Source organism: Archangium sp. Cb G35 (genome assembly GCF_001896145.1).
GTDB classification, from domain to species: Bacteria; Myxococcota; Myxococcia; order Myxococcales; family Myxococcaceae; genus Archangium; species Archangium violaceum.
On record NZ_MPOI01000014.1, the window covers coordinates 242904 to 260459 of the forward strand.

The window sequence follows — 17556 nt, forward strand, 5'->3', positions numbered from 1 at the left end:
GAGCTGCCCCGGGAGCGGACGGGCAGGGGAGGCCTCTGTTGAAGCTGTTGCTGGTGGAGGACTCGCGTTCGGTGGTGGCCTTCCTCGAGCAGATTTTGCGCCGGGAGCCAGACATCGAGCTGCTGCCGCACGTGGCCAATGGCCGCGACGCGGTGGTGGCGGTGCAGCGCTGGAGTCCGCAGTTGGTGCTGATGGACCTGGTGCTGCCCGGAGGGATGGACGGGGTGGAGGCCATCACGGAGATCATGGCCACGGCGCCGTGTCCCATCGTGGTGCTCAGCGGGCAACTGGAGACGCCGGGGAGGGACAGGACGTTCGAGTCCCTGAGGGCGGGAGCGGTGGATGTGCTGGCCAAGCCCACGGTGGGAGGGCTGGATGCGGTGAAGGAGTTCCGGGAGCGGCTGCTGCGCACGGTGCGGGTGATGGCGCATGCGCGGGTGGTGGGCCGGAGGAGGATGTCGCTGCGGACGCCGGCGGTGGTCACGCCCCCGCCGTCGCAGGGGGTAGCGGCGCCCGAGCCGAGGCCGTGCTCGCTGCTGGCGATTGGAGGCTCCACGGGAGCGCCGCCGCTGGTGTTCGAGTTGTTGAAGGCGCTGCCGTCACCGGCGCCGTTCCCGGTGGTGGTGGCGCAGCACATCGTCCGGGGTTTCGAGCCGGGTTTCGCGAAGTGGCTGGGAGGGACGGGGCACCGGACGATGGTGGCGCAGGGAGGGGAGTGGCTGGAGCCGGGAGTGGTGTACGTGTCACCGGCGGACAGGGACCTGGTGGTGCGAGGGGGCAAGCTGCAGACGCAGACGTCGAGGGGCGTGGCGGTGCCGTCGGTGGACGCGCTGTTCGAGAGCGTGGCGGGTTTCTACGGCTCGAGGGCGGTGGGGCTGTTGCTGACGGGGATGGGGGAGGACGGGGCGAGGGGGCTGCTGACGATGCGCCAGACGGGAGCGTTGACGGTGGCGCAGGAGGGGACGAGTTGCGTGGTGGACGGGATGCCGGGGGCGGCGAGGGCGCTGGGGGCGGCGAGCCAGACGCTCACACCGGGAGAGATGTCCGCGCTCATGGCGGCACTCGGTAGAACCACTCCCTCGCCCTCCGGGAGAGGGCCGGGGTGAGGGTGCCGGAGTCCTCGGGTTGAGCCCGTGCGACCGCTCGTCCCTACTCCGAGTCCGGGGGATATTTCTTCATCAGTTCTTCAGGCAGGGGAGTCCGAAGGAACCTGAACCCCGTGCCTTTTCGCTCGGGGATGACCTGGAATCCCTCGCCAGCGATCCGGACGAGCTCCCCGTCACGGGCGGCGCCACTGATGAGCCAGGTGTCTGCCTCTTCCCGCGTCGCGAACGTGTGGGCGATGACGATGTAGTCGATGGCAGGGGTGTAGAACGCGCGAAAGAACTCGCGGTAATCCTCCAGCTTCTGGGTTTCACGGACGTAGAACAGAGCCACCGAGGCGATGCGGAGGGCTTCATCCTCAGGAGAGCCTTCCGGGTACTTCTCGTCCACGGTGCGCAGGACGTCGAGCACGGAGTCGACATCGAAATTCGGATTGTATTTCATCGTTGCACCCGGATTAGAGGGCAAGAGGAGCGAGAACCAGAGCGCCAGAACCGCCCGTCGTCAGGACGAAGGCAACGCCCGCGACGATGACGACCGTGCCAAGCGCGACCTCGGCCTTGTGGTTCCTGAGCCAGTCAATCGCGTCATCCATGCGAGGGAACTTCAGCTTCTTTTCTCTTTCTTCTCGCTCGCGAGCCGCTTGCTCCTGTTCCTCGGTGCACTCGTTGAATTCTTCGCGGCAGGTCGTGAGGCAGCGTTCGTAATACCAGCCCCCTTGCTCTTTGCTGTGTGGCCACGGATAGCGGTTCTTCCAGCACCTGTCGATGCACTCTTCATGCTCCTTCTGGCAGTCATGGCCACCCGCACCGCCACTTCCGGATGAGGTACCGACACCCTCGGCAGTTTCGGAAATGACGTGGATGCGGGGCTCGGGCCGTTGTGCGTGGGCGCATCCAATGCCAGTCAGGGTAAGCGCCATCAGGACGAGCACTCGCGTCCAGTGGCCTTGAAACGCGAACTCCGCTTGTTGGGTGACGCGCGCTTCCGCTGAGCGCTTCTCGTGGAGTTCCGTCTCGGGCATGAGACGGGTGATTGTGGCCCTGGCTGTTCACGAACGCGAGATGCGCCGGGAGTCCTTGACCATCCACGATGCGGGATGCCAGGTCGTACGCTTGCCCGCATCTGACATTCGAGGTCAGATTCCCGTGCCAACTTTTCCGGTCATGTCTACACTGGCCGGGTATGGGGAACGAACGGCCTGAAGACGAGGCGTGGCAGGAGGGGCTGCCGCTCACCTTCTACGAGCGCCTGCATGAGGCCTCCGTGGACGAGAAGCTGCCACTGGCGCGCGAGGCGGCGGGCCATCCGGGCTTCGACGAGGAGGACGCCTTCGAGGTGGGCAGTCACGTCGAGGAGGCCCTGAATCAGGCGGGCCGGTACGCGGAGTTCGAGGCACTCCTGGACGCCTGGAAGGAGCGGGCCCCTCGCGTGTACGAAGCCGAGTCGGCGGTGCGCACCTGGCGCGTGGAGCTGGCGCTGCGGTTGCCCGGGCGGGACGTGAAGGAGGCACTCGTGTCGCTGGCGAGGCAGACGGGGGATGCCGCCCTGGTCGCGCGTCTGGCCGAGTGGTGTCTCTACCGGGGCCGGCTCCACGAGGCGCGCGCGGGCCTGTTGGAGGCGTGGCCCCGGGTGCGTGAGGACGAGACGCTCGCCGAGTGGACACGCGTGGACTACGTGACGCGCGCGGTGCTCACCTGCATGGACGCGGGGCTGCGCGAGGAGCCCGGTCTGTCCCTGGAGCGGTTGAACGAGCAGCTCTCCCTCTTCGACCGGGCGGTTCCGCACTGGGCGGCCCAGGCGCTGGAGCTGCGCACCGGCCGGAAGCCCTGGGCGCGCCGCGAGGGGCACACGCTGCTCGGCCTGTCACCGGAGGCGTTCTTCGACGAGCAGCGCGCGCTGGTGATGACCTTCGAGACGGAGCTCCGGGTGCGGCAGGGCTGGCCGTGGGGCCGCACCCAGTTGCTCTACCCGGAGCTCTTCCACCTGCTGCCCGGGCCCCTGGGACATGGCGGCGTGGTGCGGCGCCCCATGCACCTGCTCCTGCCCGTGCTCACCGACCTGGAGCACTGGGTGCGCGGCCTGGGCGAGGAGCGCGCCCTTCACCCGCACGTGCACGCCGCCACGGCGCTCGCGCTGCGTCCGTGGGGCGAGTACCTGCACCGGCTCGGGCTGGTGGAGGACGGGGAACTGGCCGAGTGGTGGGAGCATGCGTGGCAGTTGCTCTCCGCCCTGCCCGAGCAGCTCGCCGCGGCGAATGATCCCCTGCTCGTGGAGGAGGCCCACCGCTTCCTTCGCGGAGGTTGGCCCCATGGGTGACGGCGATACCCGGGCCCTGGTGCGTCAGCTCCTGGAGCACACGGAGACGCTCCCCGAGTCCCTGCAAGCCCACATCCTCGCGCGTGGCGCCGAGGCGGTGGAGCCCCTGGTGGAGCTGCTGCTCGACGAGCCCCTGTCCTACGTCACGGCACCGGGAGAGGGCCATGCGCCCATCCACGCGCTGCGGCTGCTGGCACGGCTGAAGACCTCCGAGGCCATCTCGGCCATGGTGCGGCGGCTCGTGCACTGCGAGCCGGGCGATGTGCTCTACGACGCGCTCCTCTACGCCCTGGAGGAGCTCGGGTCCGCGGTGGCTCCCGCCGCCCTGGAGGCCCTGGCCCATGCGCGGACCGCGGACGAGCGTTTGGGACTGCTCTCCGTGCTGTCCCGCTGCGGCGTCCAGGACGAGCGCATCTACGCGGCCCTCCTCGCGCAGCTCGAGGAGGATCCCACCGGTGGGGCCATCAACCTGTCCGTCTATGGGGACCCGCGCGCCATCGAGCCCCTCTCGCGCGTTCTCTCGGCCCACGAGGTGGACGACGACACGGAGGACCTCTTCGCCAACCAGAACATCATCGAGTTGCAGCACGCCATCGAGGAGCTCGGCGGGACGCTCGACGCGGCGCAGCTCGACAAGGTGGACCGGGCCCGGAATTCGCGCCGGCGGCTGAGCGAGCTGTTCCGGAGCATGGTCCTCGACACGTTGCCGCTGTCTCCGCTCCCCGCCCGGCACGTTCCCCGTCCCGGGCGCAACGAGCCCTGCTGGTGCGGCAGTGGCGTGAAGTACAAGAAGTGCCACCTGGGCGAGGACTCCCGCCTGTAGCGAGCGGGCCCCGGCCCGCCGCGCGAACCGGGGCCCGGTAGGACGGTGGTTACCTCACGGAGTGGCCGTGGACGTCCCGGCCGACGGCGCCGTGCAGCTCACGCGGAAGTCGCGCGTCTCCGTCTGGTAGTCCCGCAGCTGCAGCGTCTGGGGCTCCGGGGTGACGGTGGGCGTGCCGCCGTTGCCGCACTGCCAGGCCGCCGGCAGCTTCACGGAGAACGCCAGCGACTCGCCCCCGCTGGGCAGGTTGGAGACCTGGTAGCTGCAGCGATTGCGGCTCGTGCGCACCGAGCCGTTGCCCAGCACGTCCTCGGGCGCGCCCGTGGGCGTCACCCGCACGTTCAGGCCCGAGCAGAAGTCTCCCGTCTTCGGGCTCACCTCGTCGGCCAGCGTGATGATGCCCGTGACGGTGCCACTGCCCTCGCGCGCGCCCCCGGTCGCGCTACGGCTCGTGCCACACGCGGTGGCGGCGGCGGACAGCACCAGGACGGCGATGGTGATGCGATTCATGGAAGTTGGACTCCTCTGGGGAAGACGGGTGAACGCCCGGCATGCAGGCGGCCTGGGAGGCGCCACTCGGACAAATGCGCAGTGCATTCATTCCGGACACCTGCTCGTGTGGATTCCCCTGCGTCTTCCTGGCTATTCCGGGTATGGACGGAGGAAATCCATACCTTCCGTGCGGGTCATCAGACGGGATTAATGAAAGGAAAATGCGAGCGCACCAGGGGCTGGCTGGCCGCGGGTGGGCATCCGGGCGGGCCGCGGAGCGGTTGCCGTGGAGGCCCCGGGTGGAGGAGGGTGGAGCCCGAGTGCGGGAGGCACGTGAGGCGATGAGCGACGAGCAGAGCTGGAGGCCGGTGGAGGAGGGGCGCACGCGGGGGCTGGGCGGGGCGGAAGGGGGCACCATCGTCCGGGACGAGGAGCACCCTGCGGGGTTGCGCCTCACGCTGGAGGAGGAGCCCTCGCGCTCCTTCTACGCGGTGACGTGTGGGGTGGCGGGCTGGCTGGTGCACAGCCGCTTCTTCGGGAGCGAGGCCGAGGCCCACGCCGCCTGGGACGAGATGAAGCCGGCGCTGTTGGAGCTGGTGGTGCAGTTGCCCGCGGCCGGAGCGAAGCCATTGGATCCGGCGACGCGGGAGGCGGGGGCGAAGCTGGGCGCTTTCGTGGCGCGCTACCCCTGAGCCGGGAGACACGCACGGGAAGACTCGAGGGCCTGGGAGCCCCCGGAGTCTTCCCGGCCCAGGGATGTTCACCTAGTAGGTACCACCGAGCTGCAGCAGCGCCTGGTAGCGCCCGTTCCAGACGTCGTTGCTGGCCGGGGCGAAGTCCTGGTCGAACGGGATGTTGTAGCTCACGCGGGCGTCAGCGGTGAGCAGCGAGCCGATGTTGTAGCGCAGGCCCAGGCCGGCGGGCACGTACCCGCTGGTGTCGTCCTGGTAGCCGGCGAGCGGGGAGATGCCACGCACGTTGTGGTTCTCGATGCCGATGCCGCCCATGAGGTAGGGCTGGAGCTTCGTCGGGACGAGGCCGACGGTGATGGCCGCCTGGCCGCCGTTGCGGATGATGTCCGCGCCGTCCGCCGCGCCGCCCGGCCCGAACGTGTCGATGTCGGTCAGACCGCCGTTGTAGCCCAGCTCGATACCCAGACCCCGGGTGGGCTTGAAGCCGACGGTGGCGCCGTACGCGAAGCCCGCGTTCAGATCCGGGGCGAGATCACCGGTGTAGCCCTCGGTGCCGCCACCCAGGAGCACATAGAGGCCCTTGTCGGAGCCGGTCTCCTGGACCGGCACGTACACCACCTGGTCGTCCACACCGGAGCCGCCGTAGGCCGGCTGATTCCACTCATCTCCTGCCAGGGCCGCGCCGCCCCACAGCGCCGCCGCGCACAACCCCAAACGGATGACGGACTTCATGACTCGGACTCCTTTCAAGTGTCCGCTGGCAAGCTGTGGTCGGGCGGAAGGGGACTGCAACGGTAGGTGAAATCCCCGCGCGCTCCCCTGGCAGGGGGGACGCCGGCCTTGGCAGGGGTGTCCCGTTTTCCCGGTGCTCATTCGAGCCTTCGCGGGGTCTCTCCCTCCACGGAGGGAGGGATTTCATGAAGGGTTTCCTGGCATTTGCCGCCGGTGTGTCGTGTCTCGTGGCCGTGGAGGCGAAGGCGCAGTGCGCCACGTCCTGCTCCACCGTCACGCCGAAGCACCCGGTCATCCTCGTCCACGGCCGCAATGACGACGCGACGCGTTGGGACACGCTGGTGTCCAGCTGGAGCGCCCGGGGCTACACGGAGGGGGTCAACCTCTTCCGCTTCGACGCGGCGCGCGATTGCGGCGCCAGGGACTACTGCGCGGTGCTGCCGGGGTACGCGGCCAGCTACGTCAACGAGAGCTACGCGAAGTGCCTGGCGGCCTTCATCGACAAGAAGGTGCCGTGCGTGAATGGCACGTGCCCGGCGGTGGACCTGGTGGCCCACTCGCAGGGGACGGTGACGGCGCGCTACTACGCGCGCTTCCTGGCCAACCGGGTGGTGGATGACCTGGTGGTGATGTCCTCGCCGCACAACGGCATCACCAACTGCGGGCTCGTCTCTGGCTGCGCGGGGGTGAACCCGGAGGACTGCGCCAACAGTGCCTTCCTGCGCAAGCTCAACGGGGTGGCGCCCGAGGGGGATGGCTCCAACGACGAGACGCCGGGGGCCACCTTCCTGGGGCCGGTGCACTACGCCTCGGTGGTGAGCGATGGGGACACGGTGGTGCCGCCCTGGTGCGGCGGGTACTTCCTGGTGGACCCGGCGACGAAGAACGGGAGCAACCTGGACTGCCGCCGGCCCAACTACACGGTGGATCCGGACTCCAGCGCCTGCTTCGTGTCCAAGGTGCAGCACCTGGTGGTTCCGCGAGACACCAACGCCCTCAACTTCGCCTACTGCGAAGTCAACCGGGATTGAGCCACGTGGGAAGTCAGCTGACCGGACATGTCAGACCCGTGGGGGATACTGCGTCAGGTGCGGCGTTCCTTCGAGGAGGGGCCCCCATGTTCCGCCAGACCGGACAGCATTCGATGATCGAGCAGGACCCGGTGGGCCTGGGACTTCCGCGAGCGGTGAGTCCGGGGCAGAAGGTCCGCTCCGAGAGCCATGGGTTGCCGGCGTTCGTGTCGGCGGCGCCTCCGCGCTCGGAGGGGGAGGCGCTGTTGCGGCGCATCTTCTCCCGGGTCGAGCAGTAATCACCCCTCTCCCCTCGGGAGAGGGACGGGGTGAGGGTATACGGGCCCCGGGTTGCCCTCGTGGAGCAGTGGCTTGCGGAAGCATCTCCGGGCCTGCGACGTTCCCCACCATGGAAAAAGCCCTCGAGCGAGTCATCGAGCACCTGTCCCGGGCCCGGAGCGTGCTGTTCGTCACGGGAGCGGGAATCTCCGCGGAGTCGGGCGTCCCCACGTACCGGGGGATTGGGGGGCTCTACGACGGGAAGACGACGGAGGGGGGAGTGCCCATCGAGGTGGCGCTCTCGGGGAGCATGTTCCGGCGCCGGCCCGAGCTGACGTGGAAGCACCTGCACGAAATCGAGCGTGCCTGCCGCGGGGCGAAGTTCAACCGGGCCCACGAGGTGCTGGCGCTGATGGAGGGCCGCTTCGATCGCTGCTGGGTGCTCACGCAGAACGTGGATGGCTTCCACAAGGCGGCGGGCTCGAGGAATGTCATCGACATCCACGGGGACGTGCACGACTTGCGCTGTACGCGGTGTGAGTTCACGGAGCGCGTCAGGGACTACGTGCACCTGGCGCCCTGTCCGTCGTGTCCGCAGTGCGGCTCGGTGGTGCGCCCCGAGGTGGTGCTCTTCGAGGAGTTGCTGCCGCCGGAGAAGGTGGCGGTGATGGAGCGGGAGTTCGCCCTGGGATTCGATCTGGTGTTCTCGATCGGGACGTCGAGCCTGTTCCCGTACATCACGGCGCCGGTGGTGGAGGCGGTGGCGCGCCAGCGGCCCACGGTGGAGATCAACCCGGGGCAGACGCAGTTGTCGCGCGTGGTGGACGTCCATCTCCAGATGGGCGCTGTGGCCGCGTGCGAGGCGCTGTGGGCCGCACGGGACCGGTGGAAGCGCGGGTGAGTTGGTATTCGAGGGACTCGATATCGGAGGGGAATCTGGATGGATGACAGTGTCTGGCGGGAACTGGTCGAGCAGCTTCGTGGCTCCCCGTATCGCTCGGGTGTGATCTCACCCGATGCTCCGGTCCATCGGATTGGGTTCGAGCCCGGGTTGACGGATGCGGAGGTGGCCGCCACCGAGGCCCGTTTCGGGTTCCGGTTTCCTCCGGATCTGCGGGCGTTTCTCCAGACGGCCCTGCCCCGGGGCAAGAACTTCCCCGACTGGCGTTCCGGCGGGGAATCCGCACTGCGTGACTGGTTGGACCGGCCGCGACAGGGTCTGCTGTTCGACGTCCAGCACAACGGCATCTGGTTGAAGGAGGAGTGGGGGCCGAAGCCCCGGACGCTCGATGACGCGCTCCGGGTGGCGAGTGAGCGGATTGCCGCCGCTCCGAAGCTCATCCCCATCTTTGGCCACCGGATGATTCCCGACGAGCCACAGCTGGCGGGCAACCCGGTGTTCTCGGTTCACCAGACGGACATCATCTTCTATGGGGTTGATCTGGCGGATTACCTCCGTCAGGAGTTCCACCTCCCGGGTGGCCCGCCGCGGCCAGAGGAAGAGCATGCCCGGCCCATCCGGTTCTGGTCCTGGTTCGTTTCGTGAGGCCCGTGCGGTTGTGCAGCAGCGCGCACTTCCCTTCGCTGTGCCAGCGGAACAAAGTTCTTTCAGGGGTGGGTCTGTCCGCACCATCTACGCAAGTCACGACATCGAGTTCAGCCCGCCTCCCGGGCGCGCTCTTCACGAACTTGTCCAACTGTTGGACAAGTTCTGCGAGACCGTGCCCGGAGAGGTCCCTTCTGCTCTCACGCTGAGGACAGACCCCAGCACGGACTTTCTTCCGATGGCTTAGTTGAAAGGTGTTGCCGAGCCATGACGCGAGAGTGGGACGTGAAGCAATGGAGGGAGGAGTTGGTCGCCGCGTGCAGGTTCGGCGAGGAGGCACGGGCCCGCGCCCTGATCCGGCAACCCGGCCCGCGAAAGGCTCGAGCCTTGCTGGAGTCCATGTTGGAAGAAGACGAGGGGCTCGTGCGACAGGCCGCGGTCCTCGGCCTGGCGGAACTGGGTGGTGCCGCCAGTGCCAAGCGTTTGGAGCAACAGCTCGTGCGCGAAGAAGCTCGCGGAGACCGTGATGGAGACTCCGTCGCGGAGGCAATTACCCGAGCGCTGGGCGAGCTCGAGGAATCGAGCGCGCGGGCGAGCCTGATTCGCAGACTCGAGCGGCTGGCCTCTGGCAAGCCTGACCTGGGTGATGTGAACACGATCGCTCGGGCCCTCTGGCACAAACGCCACCCGGAGTTGCTCCCCGTTGTCCGGCGGAGCCTGGAGACGCTGGCTCTTTCGGAGATGAGCTCTCTCGGCGGTCTGCTCGTGCTTCTCGAGAAGTCTCCAGGTGAACTTCAGTCCTGGGCCTCGGACAGCGCGGTGCCCGTGGATCACAAGACGGAGGTTCTCACGGTGCTCGAAGAAGAGGTGCCAGATCCATTCGTCCCGGCCGTCCTCGCCTTCATCTCCACCGCTCATGCTCTGCTCGGTGAGGCGGTGAATCGAGAAGCCTCCTACTACTGCGAACGCCTGTTCATCCTGCTCCTCCGGCATCGGGAGCGCCTGTTTCCCCTGCTCCCTCCGGAAAGCCGCGCCGAGCTGCGAGAAGTCGCCCGGAGGCGGGTGGAGGCCTTCGCCCTTCACGATGGATCCCTGCGCGCCGCCGTCTTGTTGCAAGACGTGGGGCAGCCCGAGGACGCCCACCTTCTTCTGGCTCACCGCCCGGCGGAGCCGGTGCTCGCCAAGGTCTTCGACGACGCGGTATCCGCTTTGCGCAGTCGCCCATTTCGAGAGCCGTAACTACCGCCCCGGGTCCCACAGGCGCGCGAGCGCGGCCACCCGCTCGCCTCGGCCGGCCACCAGCAGCACATCCCCCACGCTGAGCATCGCCTCGGGAATCGGCTCGTTCACCACGCCCCGGTGCTGGATGGCCACCACGTTGAGCCCGTGCGTCTGCCTCAGCCTCAACTCCTGCAGGCTCTTGCCCGCCGCGTGCTCGGGCACCCGCAGCTCCGCCAGCGCATAACCGTTGGGCAGCTCCGTGCTCGACTGCATGCTCGTGTGCAGCAGCAGCCGCGCCAGCTGGTCCCCCATCTCCGCCTCCGGGTACACCACCCGCGTGGCCCCCGCGAGCGCCAGAATCTTCCCCCGCTGCCGGTTCGAGGAGCGCGCCACCACCGTCTTCACCCCCAGCCCCTTGAGCACCGATGTCCCCAGCACCGCCGCCTCGAAGTCCTCCTCGCCCAGCGCGATGACGGCCGTCTCCGCCTTCCCCACCCCGAGCGCCTTCATCGCCTCCTCCGACGTGCAGTCCGCCCTCACCGCCTGCACCACCACGTCCTTGATGGCCTCCACCCGCTCCAGCGACAGGTCCACCGCCAGCACCTCGCCCCCCGCCTCGGTGAGACGCCGGGCCACGTGCTCGCCGAACTGTCCCAGGCCCACCACCACGTACGTGCGCATCCTCGCTCCTCAGCCCACGACGATCTTCGTCGAGGGATAGCTGTAACTCGCCCGCGCCTTGGACAGACCCACCGCGAGCGCCAGGGTGAAGGGGCCCAACCGCCCCACGAACATCAGCGCGCACACCACCAGCCGGCCCACGCTCGACAATTGCGGCGTCACCCCCGTCGTCACCCCCACCGTACCGAACGCGCTCACCGCCTCGAAGAGCACGTCCCGGAAGGGCAGGTGCGGCTCGGCGGCGAACAGCAGGAAGGCCAGCACGAAGAGCAACCCGAAGGAGATGAGCGCCACCGCGCACGCCCGGTACACCGTGGCCGGAGGCACGCTGCGGCCCATGATGTCCACCTCGGAGCGGTTGTGCAGCAGGGCGCGGAAGGTGAACGCCAGCACCGCCACCGTCGTCGTCTTCACGCCGCCCGCCGTGCCGCCCGGCGAGCCGCCGATGAACATCAGCACCAGGCTCAGCAGCAGCATGGGCGTGCCCAGCTTCGCCAGGTCCACCGAGTTGAAGCCCGCCGTGCGCAGCGAGACGCTCTGGAAGAAGCTGGCCCACAGCCGCTCGCCCCAGGGCAGCCCCGCCAGCGAGTGGTTCCACTCCAGCACCAGCCACGCCATCGCCCCGCCCACCACGAGCGCCGCGCTGGTGAGCAGCACCACGCGCGTGTGCACCGGCAGGAAGCGCCAGCCCCGGCGCGGACCCCGCTCGCGCCACAGCTCCCAGTCCAGCAGCGAGGTGACGACGGGGAAGCCCAGGCCGCCCAGGGTGATGAGCGCCATGACGGTGAGGTTGACGCCGGGGTTGCCGGCGAAGCGCACGAAGTTGTCCGGGTACAGGCCGAAGCCCGCGTTGCAGAAGGCGCTCACCGAGTGGAACAGCGCGGAGAAGGCGCGCTCGGAGGTGGACAGCACCCGCCCGTCCGGGGCCAGTTCCAGGGAGGGGTAGAGGGCCAGCGCGCCCAGCACCTCCAGCGTCACGGTGATGAGCGACATGGAGTAGAGCAGCCCCTGGAAGCCCTGGACCGTCTCCTCCTCGAGAATCTCCTGCATGGCGCCACGGGTGCGCGCCGACAACTGGCTGCGGAAGGCCAGGGCCAGCGTGGTGGTGAGCGTCATGATGCCGAGGCCCCCCACCTGGATGAGGCCCAGAATCACCCAGTGTCCGAAGGAGCTGAAGTAGCTGCCCGTGTCCACCACGGACAGCCCCGTCACGCACGAGGCACTGGTGGCGGTGAAGAGGGCCACCATGAAGGGCGCTCCCAGCCCGTCGCGTGTGGCCGCGGGGAACATCAGCGCCAGCGTGCCCAGGGCGATGGTGAGCAGGAAGGACAGGCACAGCAGCGGCAGTGGGCGGCGCAGCAGGGCCTGGAGGAAGGGCCGGGCCGGGCGCCAGGCCACCAGGTCGATCAGCTCCCGGGCGAGCAGGCGCAGGGAGAGCAGGGTCGCCGCTCCCCGGGGCCCGGCCGCGCCGAGTGACAACACCGCTGGCAGGGCGAAGAGCAGCTCCGGCCACCGGTGGCGCCACAGGCGCAGGCGGAAGGCCCACGCGTCGCGCAGCAACTCTCCGCCGAAGGTGGCCACCACCGCACCGGCCAGGACCGCGGCCACGGCTTCACGCCAGGGCGCATCCGTCCCACGCACGGTGAACTCGAAGGCCACCAGTGCCACCACCGATACGAGGCTCATCCGGCGCGGCCAGTCCGCCCGGGGCCGCCGGCGGCGGGGCTCCTCGAAGGGAGGCGGGGGCGGAGGCGGCTCGGGGAGGGGGTCGGGCGGGGCCCGGAGACTCGGGGAGTTCATCGCGGTGGAGGGCCGACCCTATCGCATCTCCCTCCAGCGCGAGGACCCATCAGGGCAACCCCTCACCCGGCTCCTCGGCGCTTTCCGCACCTGTCCGGGGGGGGCGGGTTTGCCCCGGGGCTGTCTGGCATGGCACAAGTTACCGGGAATGTTGTGGCGATACGGCATGCATGGCCCGCGGATGCTGGCCCTGGCGATGGTGATGGGTCTGGGCACCTCCTCGCTCGCGCTCGACCCGGCGCGCCGTGTCACCCAATACAGCCATGACGCCTGGAAGGACGTGGAGGGGTTGCCGCAGAACTCCGTCTACGCGCTCGCCCAGACGCGCGACGGCTACCTGTGGGTGGCCACCTGGGAGGGACTGGTCCGCTTCGACGGCCTGCACTTCACCGTCTACGACCAGCGCAACACCCCCGAGCTGCATGACGAGTACATCGAAGCGCTCGCCGAGGATGTGACGGGCGCGCTGTGGGTGGGCACGGCGAGGGGGCTCGTCTCCTACCGCGAGGGCCGCTTCCACCGCGTGGAGCTGATGCCGGGGCCGGCCGAGGTGGAGGTGGGCGCGCTCACTCCCGCCACGGAGGGCGGCATGTGGGTGGGCACCCATGACGGCCTCTTCCTCCTGCGCGACGGGCAGCCGCGGCGCTACGGCACCGAGCAGGGGTTGCCCTCGGTGAAGGTGCGGGCGCTGCTGAGGGACCACGCGGGCGTCCTGTGGGTGGGCACCGAGCGGGGACTGGCGCGTCTGTCCGGGGAGCGCGCGGAGCCGGTGCGTCTGCCGGGAGCGGCGGATCGGGCCGCGGTGCGCGCGCTGCTGGAGGGCCATGACGGCTCGCTGTGGGTGGGCACCGAGGCGGGCCTGGTGCGCCTCCAGGGGGAGCGTGCCCGGCTCCACACCACGCGCGACGGGCTGCCGGACGACAAGGTGCGGGCGCTCGCCGAGGACCGGGACGGCAACTTGTGGGTGGGCACGCAGGAGGGGGGACTGACGCGCCTGTCGGAAGGCTCCTTCACGGTGCTCGGGCCGCGCGAGGGCCTGTCCGGCACGGGCGTGCTCTCGCTGCTGGAGGACCGGGAGGGCGCGCTCTGGGTGGGCACGGCGTCGGGTGGCCTCAACCGGCTGCGCGACGCGCCCTTCGTCCCCTTCGGCCAGCCCGAGGGCCTGGGGGATGACCTCGTCTCGGTGGTGCTGGAGGACAGACAGGGCGCGCTGTGGGTGGGCGCTCACGCGGGCGGGCTGACGCGCCTGAAGGATGGGGTGCTCACGCGCTTCGGCCCGGCGGAGGGCCTGCCCCCGGGCAACCTGCGCGCGCTCGCCGAGGGCCAGGATGGCCATTTGTGGGTGGGCACCTCCGCGGGCGCCTACCGCTACGACGGCCGGAGCTTCACCCGCGTGGGCCGCGAGCAGGGCCTGCGGGACGAGCTGCTCTTCTCCCTCTTCGCCGACTCGCGCGGGGACGTGTGGTTCGGCACGCTCGCGGGGCTGAGCCGGCTGCACGAGGGCACCTTCACGCACTTCGGCCCGGAGCAGGGCGGCCCGGAGGCGCCCGTCGTCTCCATCACCGAGGACGCCGAGGGCACGCTCTGGTTCGGCTCCTTCGGGGGCCTGTACCGGCTGCCGGCCGGCGGCACCTTCACCCGCTACACGACGGCCGAGGGGCTGGCCGGCAACCGGGTGGTGGACGTGTACGCGGACCCTCGCGGCGGTGTGTGGGTGGGCTCGAGCACGGGCCTCACGCTGGTGCGCGGCGGACGCTTCACCCGCTTCACCACCGCGCAGGGCCTGGTGGACGACGCCGTCTTCCGCGTCCTCGAGGACGCCCAGGGCTACCTGTGGATGAGCTGCAACCGGGGCATCTCCCGCGTGTCGCGGCGCGAGCTGGAGGAGGTGGCCGGCGGCCAGCGCACCACGGTGCGGCCGCTGCTCTTCGACCGGCGCGACGGCATGCGCAGCGCCGAGTGCAGCGGGGGCATGTTCCCCTCGGGCTGGCGCGCGCGCGATGGGAAGCTGTGGTTCCCCACGCTGCGGGGCCTGGTGTCGGTGGACCCGGCGAAGATGGTGGTGCACCGGCCCCTGGCCCAGCCACGCCTGGAGGAGGTGCGGGTGCAGGGCCGGCCGGTGCCCATCGCCGGCAAGCTGATGCTGGAGCCGGGGCAGCGGGACGTGGAGTTCCGCTTCACCGCGTTGTCGCTGGGGGACTCCACGCGGCCGCCGCTGCGCTACCGGCTGGTGGGCCATGACGAGGACTGGGTGGACGCCGAGGACCGGCGCTCCGCCTCGTACACGAACCTGCCGCCGGGTGACTACCGCTTCATGGTGACGGCGGCCAACCGGGACGCGGTGTGGACGGAGCCGGGCCCGGTGGTGGAGCTGACCGTCATTTCCCGCTTCCACGAGACGCCGTGGTTCTTCGCGCTGTGCGTGCTGGGCGTGGGGGCACTGGCCATGGGTGGGTACGCGCTGCGGGTGGGCCGGCTCAAACGGCGCGAGCGCTGGCTGGAGGCGCGCGTGGACGAGCGCACGCGCGAGCTGGCCCGGGCCAACCGCGAGCTGGACGAGAACCTGCGCGCCCTGCGCCAGGCCCAGTCACAACTGGTGCAGGCGGGGAAGATGGCGGCGGTGGGCACGCTGGCCGCGGGCGTGGGCCACGAAATCAACAACCCGCTGGCCTATATCGTCTCCAACCTGGACCACGTCAGCTCGGAGACGGCGGCGCTCAAGAAGGACGTGCCGTTGAACGCCCCGGGCCGCCGGCGCCTGGAGGACATGGAGCGGGCGCTGAACGAGGCCCGGCATGGCGCGGACCGGGTGCGGCGCATCGTCCAGGATCTCAAGACGTTCTCCCGGGGCGACGAGGAGCTGCGCGGGCCGGTGGACCTGCACGCGGTGCTGGACTCGGCGGCGAAGCTGGCCGGCAACGAGCTGACGCCCCGGGCCCGGCTGGTGAAGGAGTACGGGGACTCCGCGTGGGTGGACGGCAACGAGTCCCGCCTGGCCCAGGTCTTCCTCAACCTCATCATCAACTCCGCCCAGGCGCTGCCCGAGGGGCAGGCGGCTTCCCACGAGGTGCGCCTGGCGACGCGGGTGCAGGGCGAGCGGGTGATCGCCGAGGTGCGCGACACCGGGTGTGGGATTCCCCCGGAGGTGATAGGTCGCATCTTCGACCCCTTTTTCACCACAAAGCCCGTGGGTGTAGGTACGGGATTGGGGCTGGCCCTGTGTCATCGGTTCATCACGGCCATGGGGGGGGAGATCGCCGTGGAGAGCGAGGCGGGCAAGGGGACAGTGGTTCGTGTGACACTACGGGCCGCGGCGGCGCCCGTGGGGCAGTTCCAGGGAGTGCGTCCGATGCAACAAGAGCAGGAGGGTGCGCGAGTGCGCGGCCGGGTAATGATTGTCGATGACGATGTGATGGTGAGCTCGGCACTGCGCCGGACGCTGGCGCGTGAGCATGACGTCGAGGTGGTGACGAGCTCGCGTCAGGCGCTGGAACTGCTCAAGGGGCCGAAGGGCACGGAGGTAGACGTGGTGCTCTGCGACCTGATGATGCCGGACCTGACGGGCATGGAGCTGCACGCGGACCTGGTGACGTCCGCGCCGGCGGTGGCGCGGCGGATGGTGTTCGTCACCGGCGGTGCCTTCACGCCCGCGGCGCGCGCCTTCATGGAGACGGTGCAGAACGCGCGGGTGGACAAGCCCTTCGACCCGCAGCAGCTGCGCGAGCAGGTGCGGGACTGGGTGGTGAAGGCACGCACTGGAGGGCCGGGCCAGGCGGCGTGAGGCGCCCCGGGCCTACAGGTCCAGCACGAGCTTGCGCGAGCGGGCGCGCGACACGCAGACGAGCATGTTGCAGCGCGTGGCGCGTTGGGTCTCGGGCAGAAAGGTGTCGCGGTGATCCGGGTCACCGTCGAGCACACGGGTGAGGCAGGAGCCACAGGAGCCGGCCTCGCAGTCGCTTTGGACGCGCAGTCCATTCTTGCGCAGCACGTTGAGCACCGTCTGCCCGGGAGGAACGGGGTAGGTGGCGCCGGTGCTGCGGATGACGACCTGGAACTCGGTGTCGGCGGTTTCGCTGATGGCGCCGGTGGCCTCGGCGGAGAAGGCCTCGAAGTGGACCTTCTCGCGGGGCCAGTCGTGGAGCACGGTGGCCTCGCGCACGGCGCGCATGAGGGGCGCGGGGCCGCAGCAGTAGATGCGGGTGCCTCCGGTGCGCGTGGTGAGCAGGGCCTGCACGTCGAGTCCCCGGGCCGGGTCTCCCCCATCATGGTGGAAGGTGACGTGGCTGGCGAAGGCCGGTGAGGCGAGCAGCGCGCGGAAGGCGGTGCGCTCGGGCGAGCGCGTGCAGTAGTGCAGGTGCCAGGGCGCGCCCTGGCGCTGGAGCTGGTGCGCCATGGAGAGCATCGGGGTGATGCCGATGCCACCGGCCACGAGCACGTAGCCGCGGGCGTGGAGCAGGGGGAAGTCGCAGCGGGGGAGGCTGGTGGTGAGCACGTCGCCCTCGTGGACGCGCTCGTGCATGGCCCGGGAGCCGCCGCGTCCGTTGGCATCGCGCTGCACGGCGATGAGGTAGCGGTGCGTTTCGGCGGGGTCGCCGCAGAGCGAGTACTGGCGCAGGAAGCCGCCCGGGACGTGGACATCCAGGTGGGAGCCGGCCTCGAAGGGAGGCAGCGGGCCCCCATTCACGGGGACGAGCTCGTAGGAGCAGATGCCTTCGGCTTCGGGCGTGATGCGCTGGACGCGCAGGCTGAGGCTGTCTTGGGCCACGGTGTGGTTCCCCCCTCGAACATCAGGGCCTCACCGGGTGGTTGAAAGAATCCGGCGGGGCCGTCGGGAGGATGGACAGCGCGTCCCCCCGG

17 protein-coding genes are annotated in these 17556 nt (G+C 69.8%); 10 read left to right on the forward strand and 7 right to left on the reverse strand.

What is annotated here, in order from left to right:
- Nucleotides 1-38 precede the first annotated feature (38 nt).
- Nucleotides 39-1106: a chemotaxis protein CheB gene (locus BO221_RS37790; protein ID WP_158079985.1), complete on the forward strand. Its 1068-nt coding sequence runs from the start codon at nt 39-41 to the stop codon at nt 1104-1106.
- A gap of 43 nt (nt 1107-1149) precedes the next feature.
- On the opposite strand, the gene BO221_RS37795 is transcribed toward BO221_RS37790, so the two are convergent.
- Together BO221_RS37795 and BO221_RS37800 are read right to left on the reverse strand one after the other, a co-directional pair.
- Nucleotides 1150-1515, reverse strand: a complete 366-nt coding sequence (locus tag BO221_RS37795; RefSeq protein ID WP_369865931.1) for a hypothetical protein — start codon at nt 1513-1515, stop codon at nt 1150-1152.
- Nucleotides 1516-1561: 46 nt separating this feature from the next.
- Nucleotides 1562-2128, reverse strand: coding sequence for a hypothetical protein (locus BO221_RS37800; protein ID WP_073565723.1), 567 nt, complete (start codon nt 2126-2128; stop codon nt 1562-1564).
- A 161-nt stretch (nt 2129-2289) separates the two neighbouring features.
- Here BO221_RS37800 and BO221_RS37805 point away from each other — a divergent pair, with 161 nt between their 5' ends.
- On the forward strand, nt 2290-3423 hold the full coding sequence (locus tag BO221_RS37805; RefSeq protein ID WP_073565724.1) for a hypothetical protein: 1134 nt from the start codon (nt 2290-2292) through the stop codon (nt 3421-3423).
- Nucleotides 3416-4246 (forward strand): SEC-C metal-binding domain-containing protein, encoded by an 831-nt coding sequence (locus tag BO221_RS56670; RefSeq protein WP_073565725.1) that lies wholly within the window; start codon nt 3416-3418, stop codon nt 4244-4246. Before BO221_RS37805 ends, BO221_RS56670 begins: the two co-directional genes overlap by 8 nt.
- 54 nt (nt 4247-4300) lie before the next feature.
- On the opposite strand, the gene BO221_RS37815 is transcribed toward BO221_RS56670, so the two are convergent.
- Nucleotides 4301-4756 (reverse strand): hypothetical protein, encoded by a 456-nt coding sequence (locus tag BO221_RS37815; protein WP_073565726.1) that lies wholly within the window; start codon nt 4754-4756, stop codon nt 4301-4303.
- Nucleotides 4757-5058: 302 nt separating this feature from the next.
- Between BO221_RS37815 and BO221_RS37820 the strand changes: the two genes are divergently transcribed.
- Nucleotides 5059-5430 (forward strand): hypothetical protein, encoded by a 372-nt coding sequence (locus tag BO221_RS37820; protein WP_233166437.1) that lies wholly within the window; start codon nt 5059-5061, stop codon nt 5428-5430.
- Between the two features lie 72 nt (nt 5431-5502).
- On the opposite strand, the gene BO221_RS37825 is transcribed toward BO221_RS37820, so the two are convergent.
- Nucleotides 5503-6162: an outer membrane beta-barrel protein gene (locus BO221_RS37825; protein ID WP_073565727.1), complete on the reverse strand. Its 660-nt coding sequence runs from the start codon at nt 6160-6162 to the stop codon at nt 5503-5505.
- Nucleotides 6163-6347: 185 nt separating this feature from the next.
- On the opposite strand from BO221_RS37825, the gene BO221_RS37830 reads away from it, so the two are divergent.
- The 5 genes from BO221_RS37830 (at nt 6348) to BO221_RS37850 (ending at nt 10236) form a co-directional block, all read left to right on the forward strand.
- Nucleotides 6348-7193, forward strand: coding sequence for an alpha/beta fold hydrolase (locus BO221_RS37830; RefSeq protein ID WP_073565728.1), 846 nt, complete (start codon nt 6348-6350; stop codon nt 7191-7193).
- 86 nt (nt 7194-7279) lie between these two features.
- Nucleotides 7280-7471, forward strand: a complete 192-nt coding sequence (locus BO221_RS37835) for a hypothetical protein (protein ID WP_073565729.1) — start codon at nt 7280-7282, stop codon at nt 7469-7471.
- Nucleotides 7472-7581: 110 nt separating this feature from the next.
- Nucleotides 7582-8352 carry an NAD-dependent protein deacylase gene (locus BO221_RS37840; protein ID WP_073565730.1) on the forward strand — a complete coding sequence of 257 codons (771 nt, stop codon included), beginning with the start codon at nt 7582-7584 and terminating at the stop codon, nt 8350-8352.
- Between the two features lie 39 nt (nt 8353-8391).
- Entirely contained in the window at nt 8392-8997 is a 606-nt protein-coding gene (locus BO221_RS37845) for an SMI1/KNR4 family protein (RefSeq protein WP_073565731.1), read from the forward strand.
- A gap of 267 nt (nt 8998-9264) precedes the next feature.
- Nucleotides 9265-10236, forward strand: coding sequence for a hypothetical protein (locus BO221_RS37850; RefSeq protein WP_073565732.1), 972 nt, complete (start codon nt 9265-9267; stop codon nt 10234-10236).
- Here BO221_RS37850 and BO221_RS37855 read toward each other — a convergent pair whose 3' ends face one another.
- The gene (locus BO221_RS37855) at nt 10237-10899 is read right to left on the reverse strand and encodes a TrkA family potassium uptake protein (protein ID WP_073565733.1); all 663 of its coding nucleotides are present in this window, start codon (nt 10897-10899) and stop codon (nt 10237-10239) included.
- A gap of 9 nt (nt 10900-10908) precedes the next feature.
- Nucleotides 10909-12585 (reverse strand): TrkH family potassium uptake protein, encoded by a 1677-nt coding sequence (locus tag BO221_RS37860; RefSeq protein ID WP_143195920.1) that lies wholly within the window; start codon nt 12583-12585, stop codon nt 10909-10911.
- Nucleotides 12586-12865: 280 nt separating this feature from the next.
- Between BO221_RS37860 and BO221_RS37865 the strand changes: the two genes are divergently transcribed.
- A complete protein-coding gene (locus tag BO221_RS37865) occupies nt 12866-16480 on the forward strand; it encodes a two-component regulator propeller domain-containing protein (protein ID WP_233166438.1) in 3615 nt (1204 codons plus the stop codon).
- Between the two features lie 12 nt (nt 16481-16492).
- Here BO221_RS37865 and BO221_RS37870 read toward each other — a convergent pair whose 3' ends face one another.
- Nucleotides 16493-17464, reverse strand: coding sequence for a PDR/VanB family oxidoreductase (locus BO221_RS37870; protein ID WP_073565735.1), 972 nt, complete (start codon nt 17462-17464; stop codon nt 16493-16495).
- Nucleotides 17465-17556: the final 92 nt, after the last annotated feature.

Coding starts and splice junctions, on each gene's coding strand:
- BO221_RS37800 (WP_073565723.1), bottom strand. CDS start 2,128: ATGCCCGAGACGGAACTCCACGAGAAGCGCTCAGCGGAAGCGCGCGTC.
- BO221_RS37805 (WP_073565724.1), top strand. CDS start 2,290: ATGGGGAACGAACGGCCTGAAGACGAGGCGTGGCAGGAGGGGCTGCCG.
- BO221_RS56670 (WP_073565725.1), top strand. CDS start 3,416: ATGGGTGACGGCGATACCCGGGCCCTGGTGCGTCAGCTCCTGGAGCAC.
- BO221_RS37815 (WP_073565726.1), bottom strand. CDS start 4,756: ATGAATCGCATCACCATCGCCGTCCTGGTGCTGTCCGCCGCCGCCACC.
- BO221_RS37825 (WP_073565727.1), bottom strand. CDS start 6,162: ATGAAGTCCGTCATCCGTTTGGGGTTGTGCGCGGCGGCGCTGTGGGGC.
- BO221_RS37830 (WP_073565728.1), top strand. CDS start 6,348: ATGAAGGGTTTCCTGGCATTTGCCGCCGGTGTGTCGTGTCTCGTGGCC.
- BO221_RS37835 (WP_073565729.1), top strand. CDS start 7,280: ATGTTCCGCCAGACCGGACAGCATTCGATGATCGAGCAGGACCCGGTG.
- BO221_RS37840 (WP_073565730.1), top strand. CDS start 7,582: ATGGAAAAAGCCCTCGAGCGAGTCATCGAGCACCTGTCCCGGGCCCGG.
- BO221_RS37845 (WP_073565731.1), top strand. CDS start 8,392: ATGGATGACAGTGTCTGGCGGGAACTGGTCGAGCAGCTTCGTGGCTCC.
- BO221_RS37850 (WP_073565732.1), top strand. CDS start 9,265: ATGACGCGAGAGTGGGACGTGAAGCAATGGAGGGAGGAGTTGGTCGCC.
- BO221_RS37855 (WP_073565733.1), bottom strand. CDS start 10,899: ATGCGCACGTACGTGGTGGTGGGCCTGGGACAGTTCGGCGAGCACGTG.
- BO221_RS37860 (WP_143195920.1), bottom strand. CDS start 12,585: ATGAGCCTCGTATCGGTGGTGGCACTGGTGGCCTTCGAGTTCACCGTG.
- BO221_RS37865 (WP_233166438.1), top strand. CDS start 12,866: ATGCATGGCCCGCGGATGCTGGCCCTGGCGATGGTGATGGGTCTGGGC.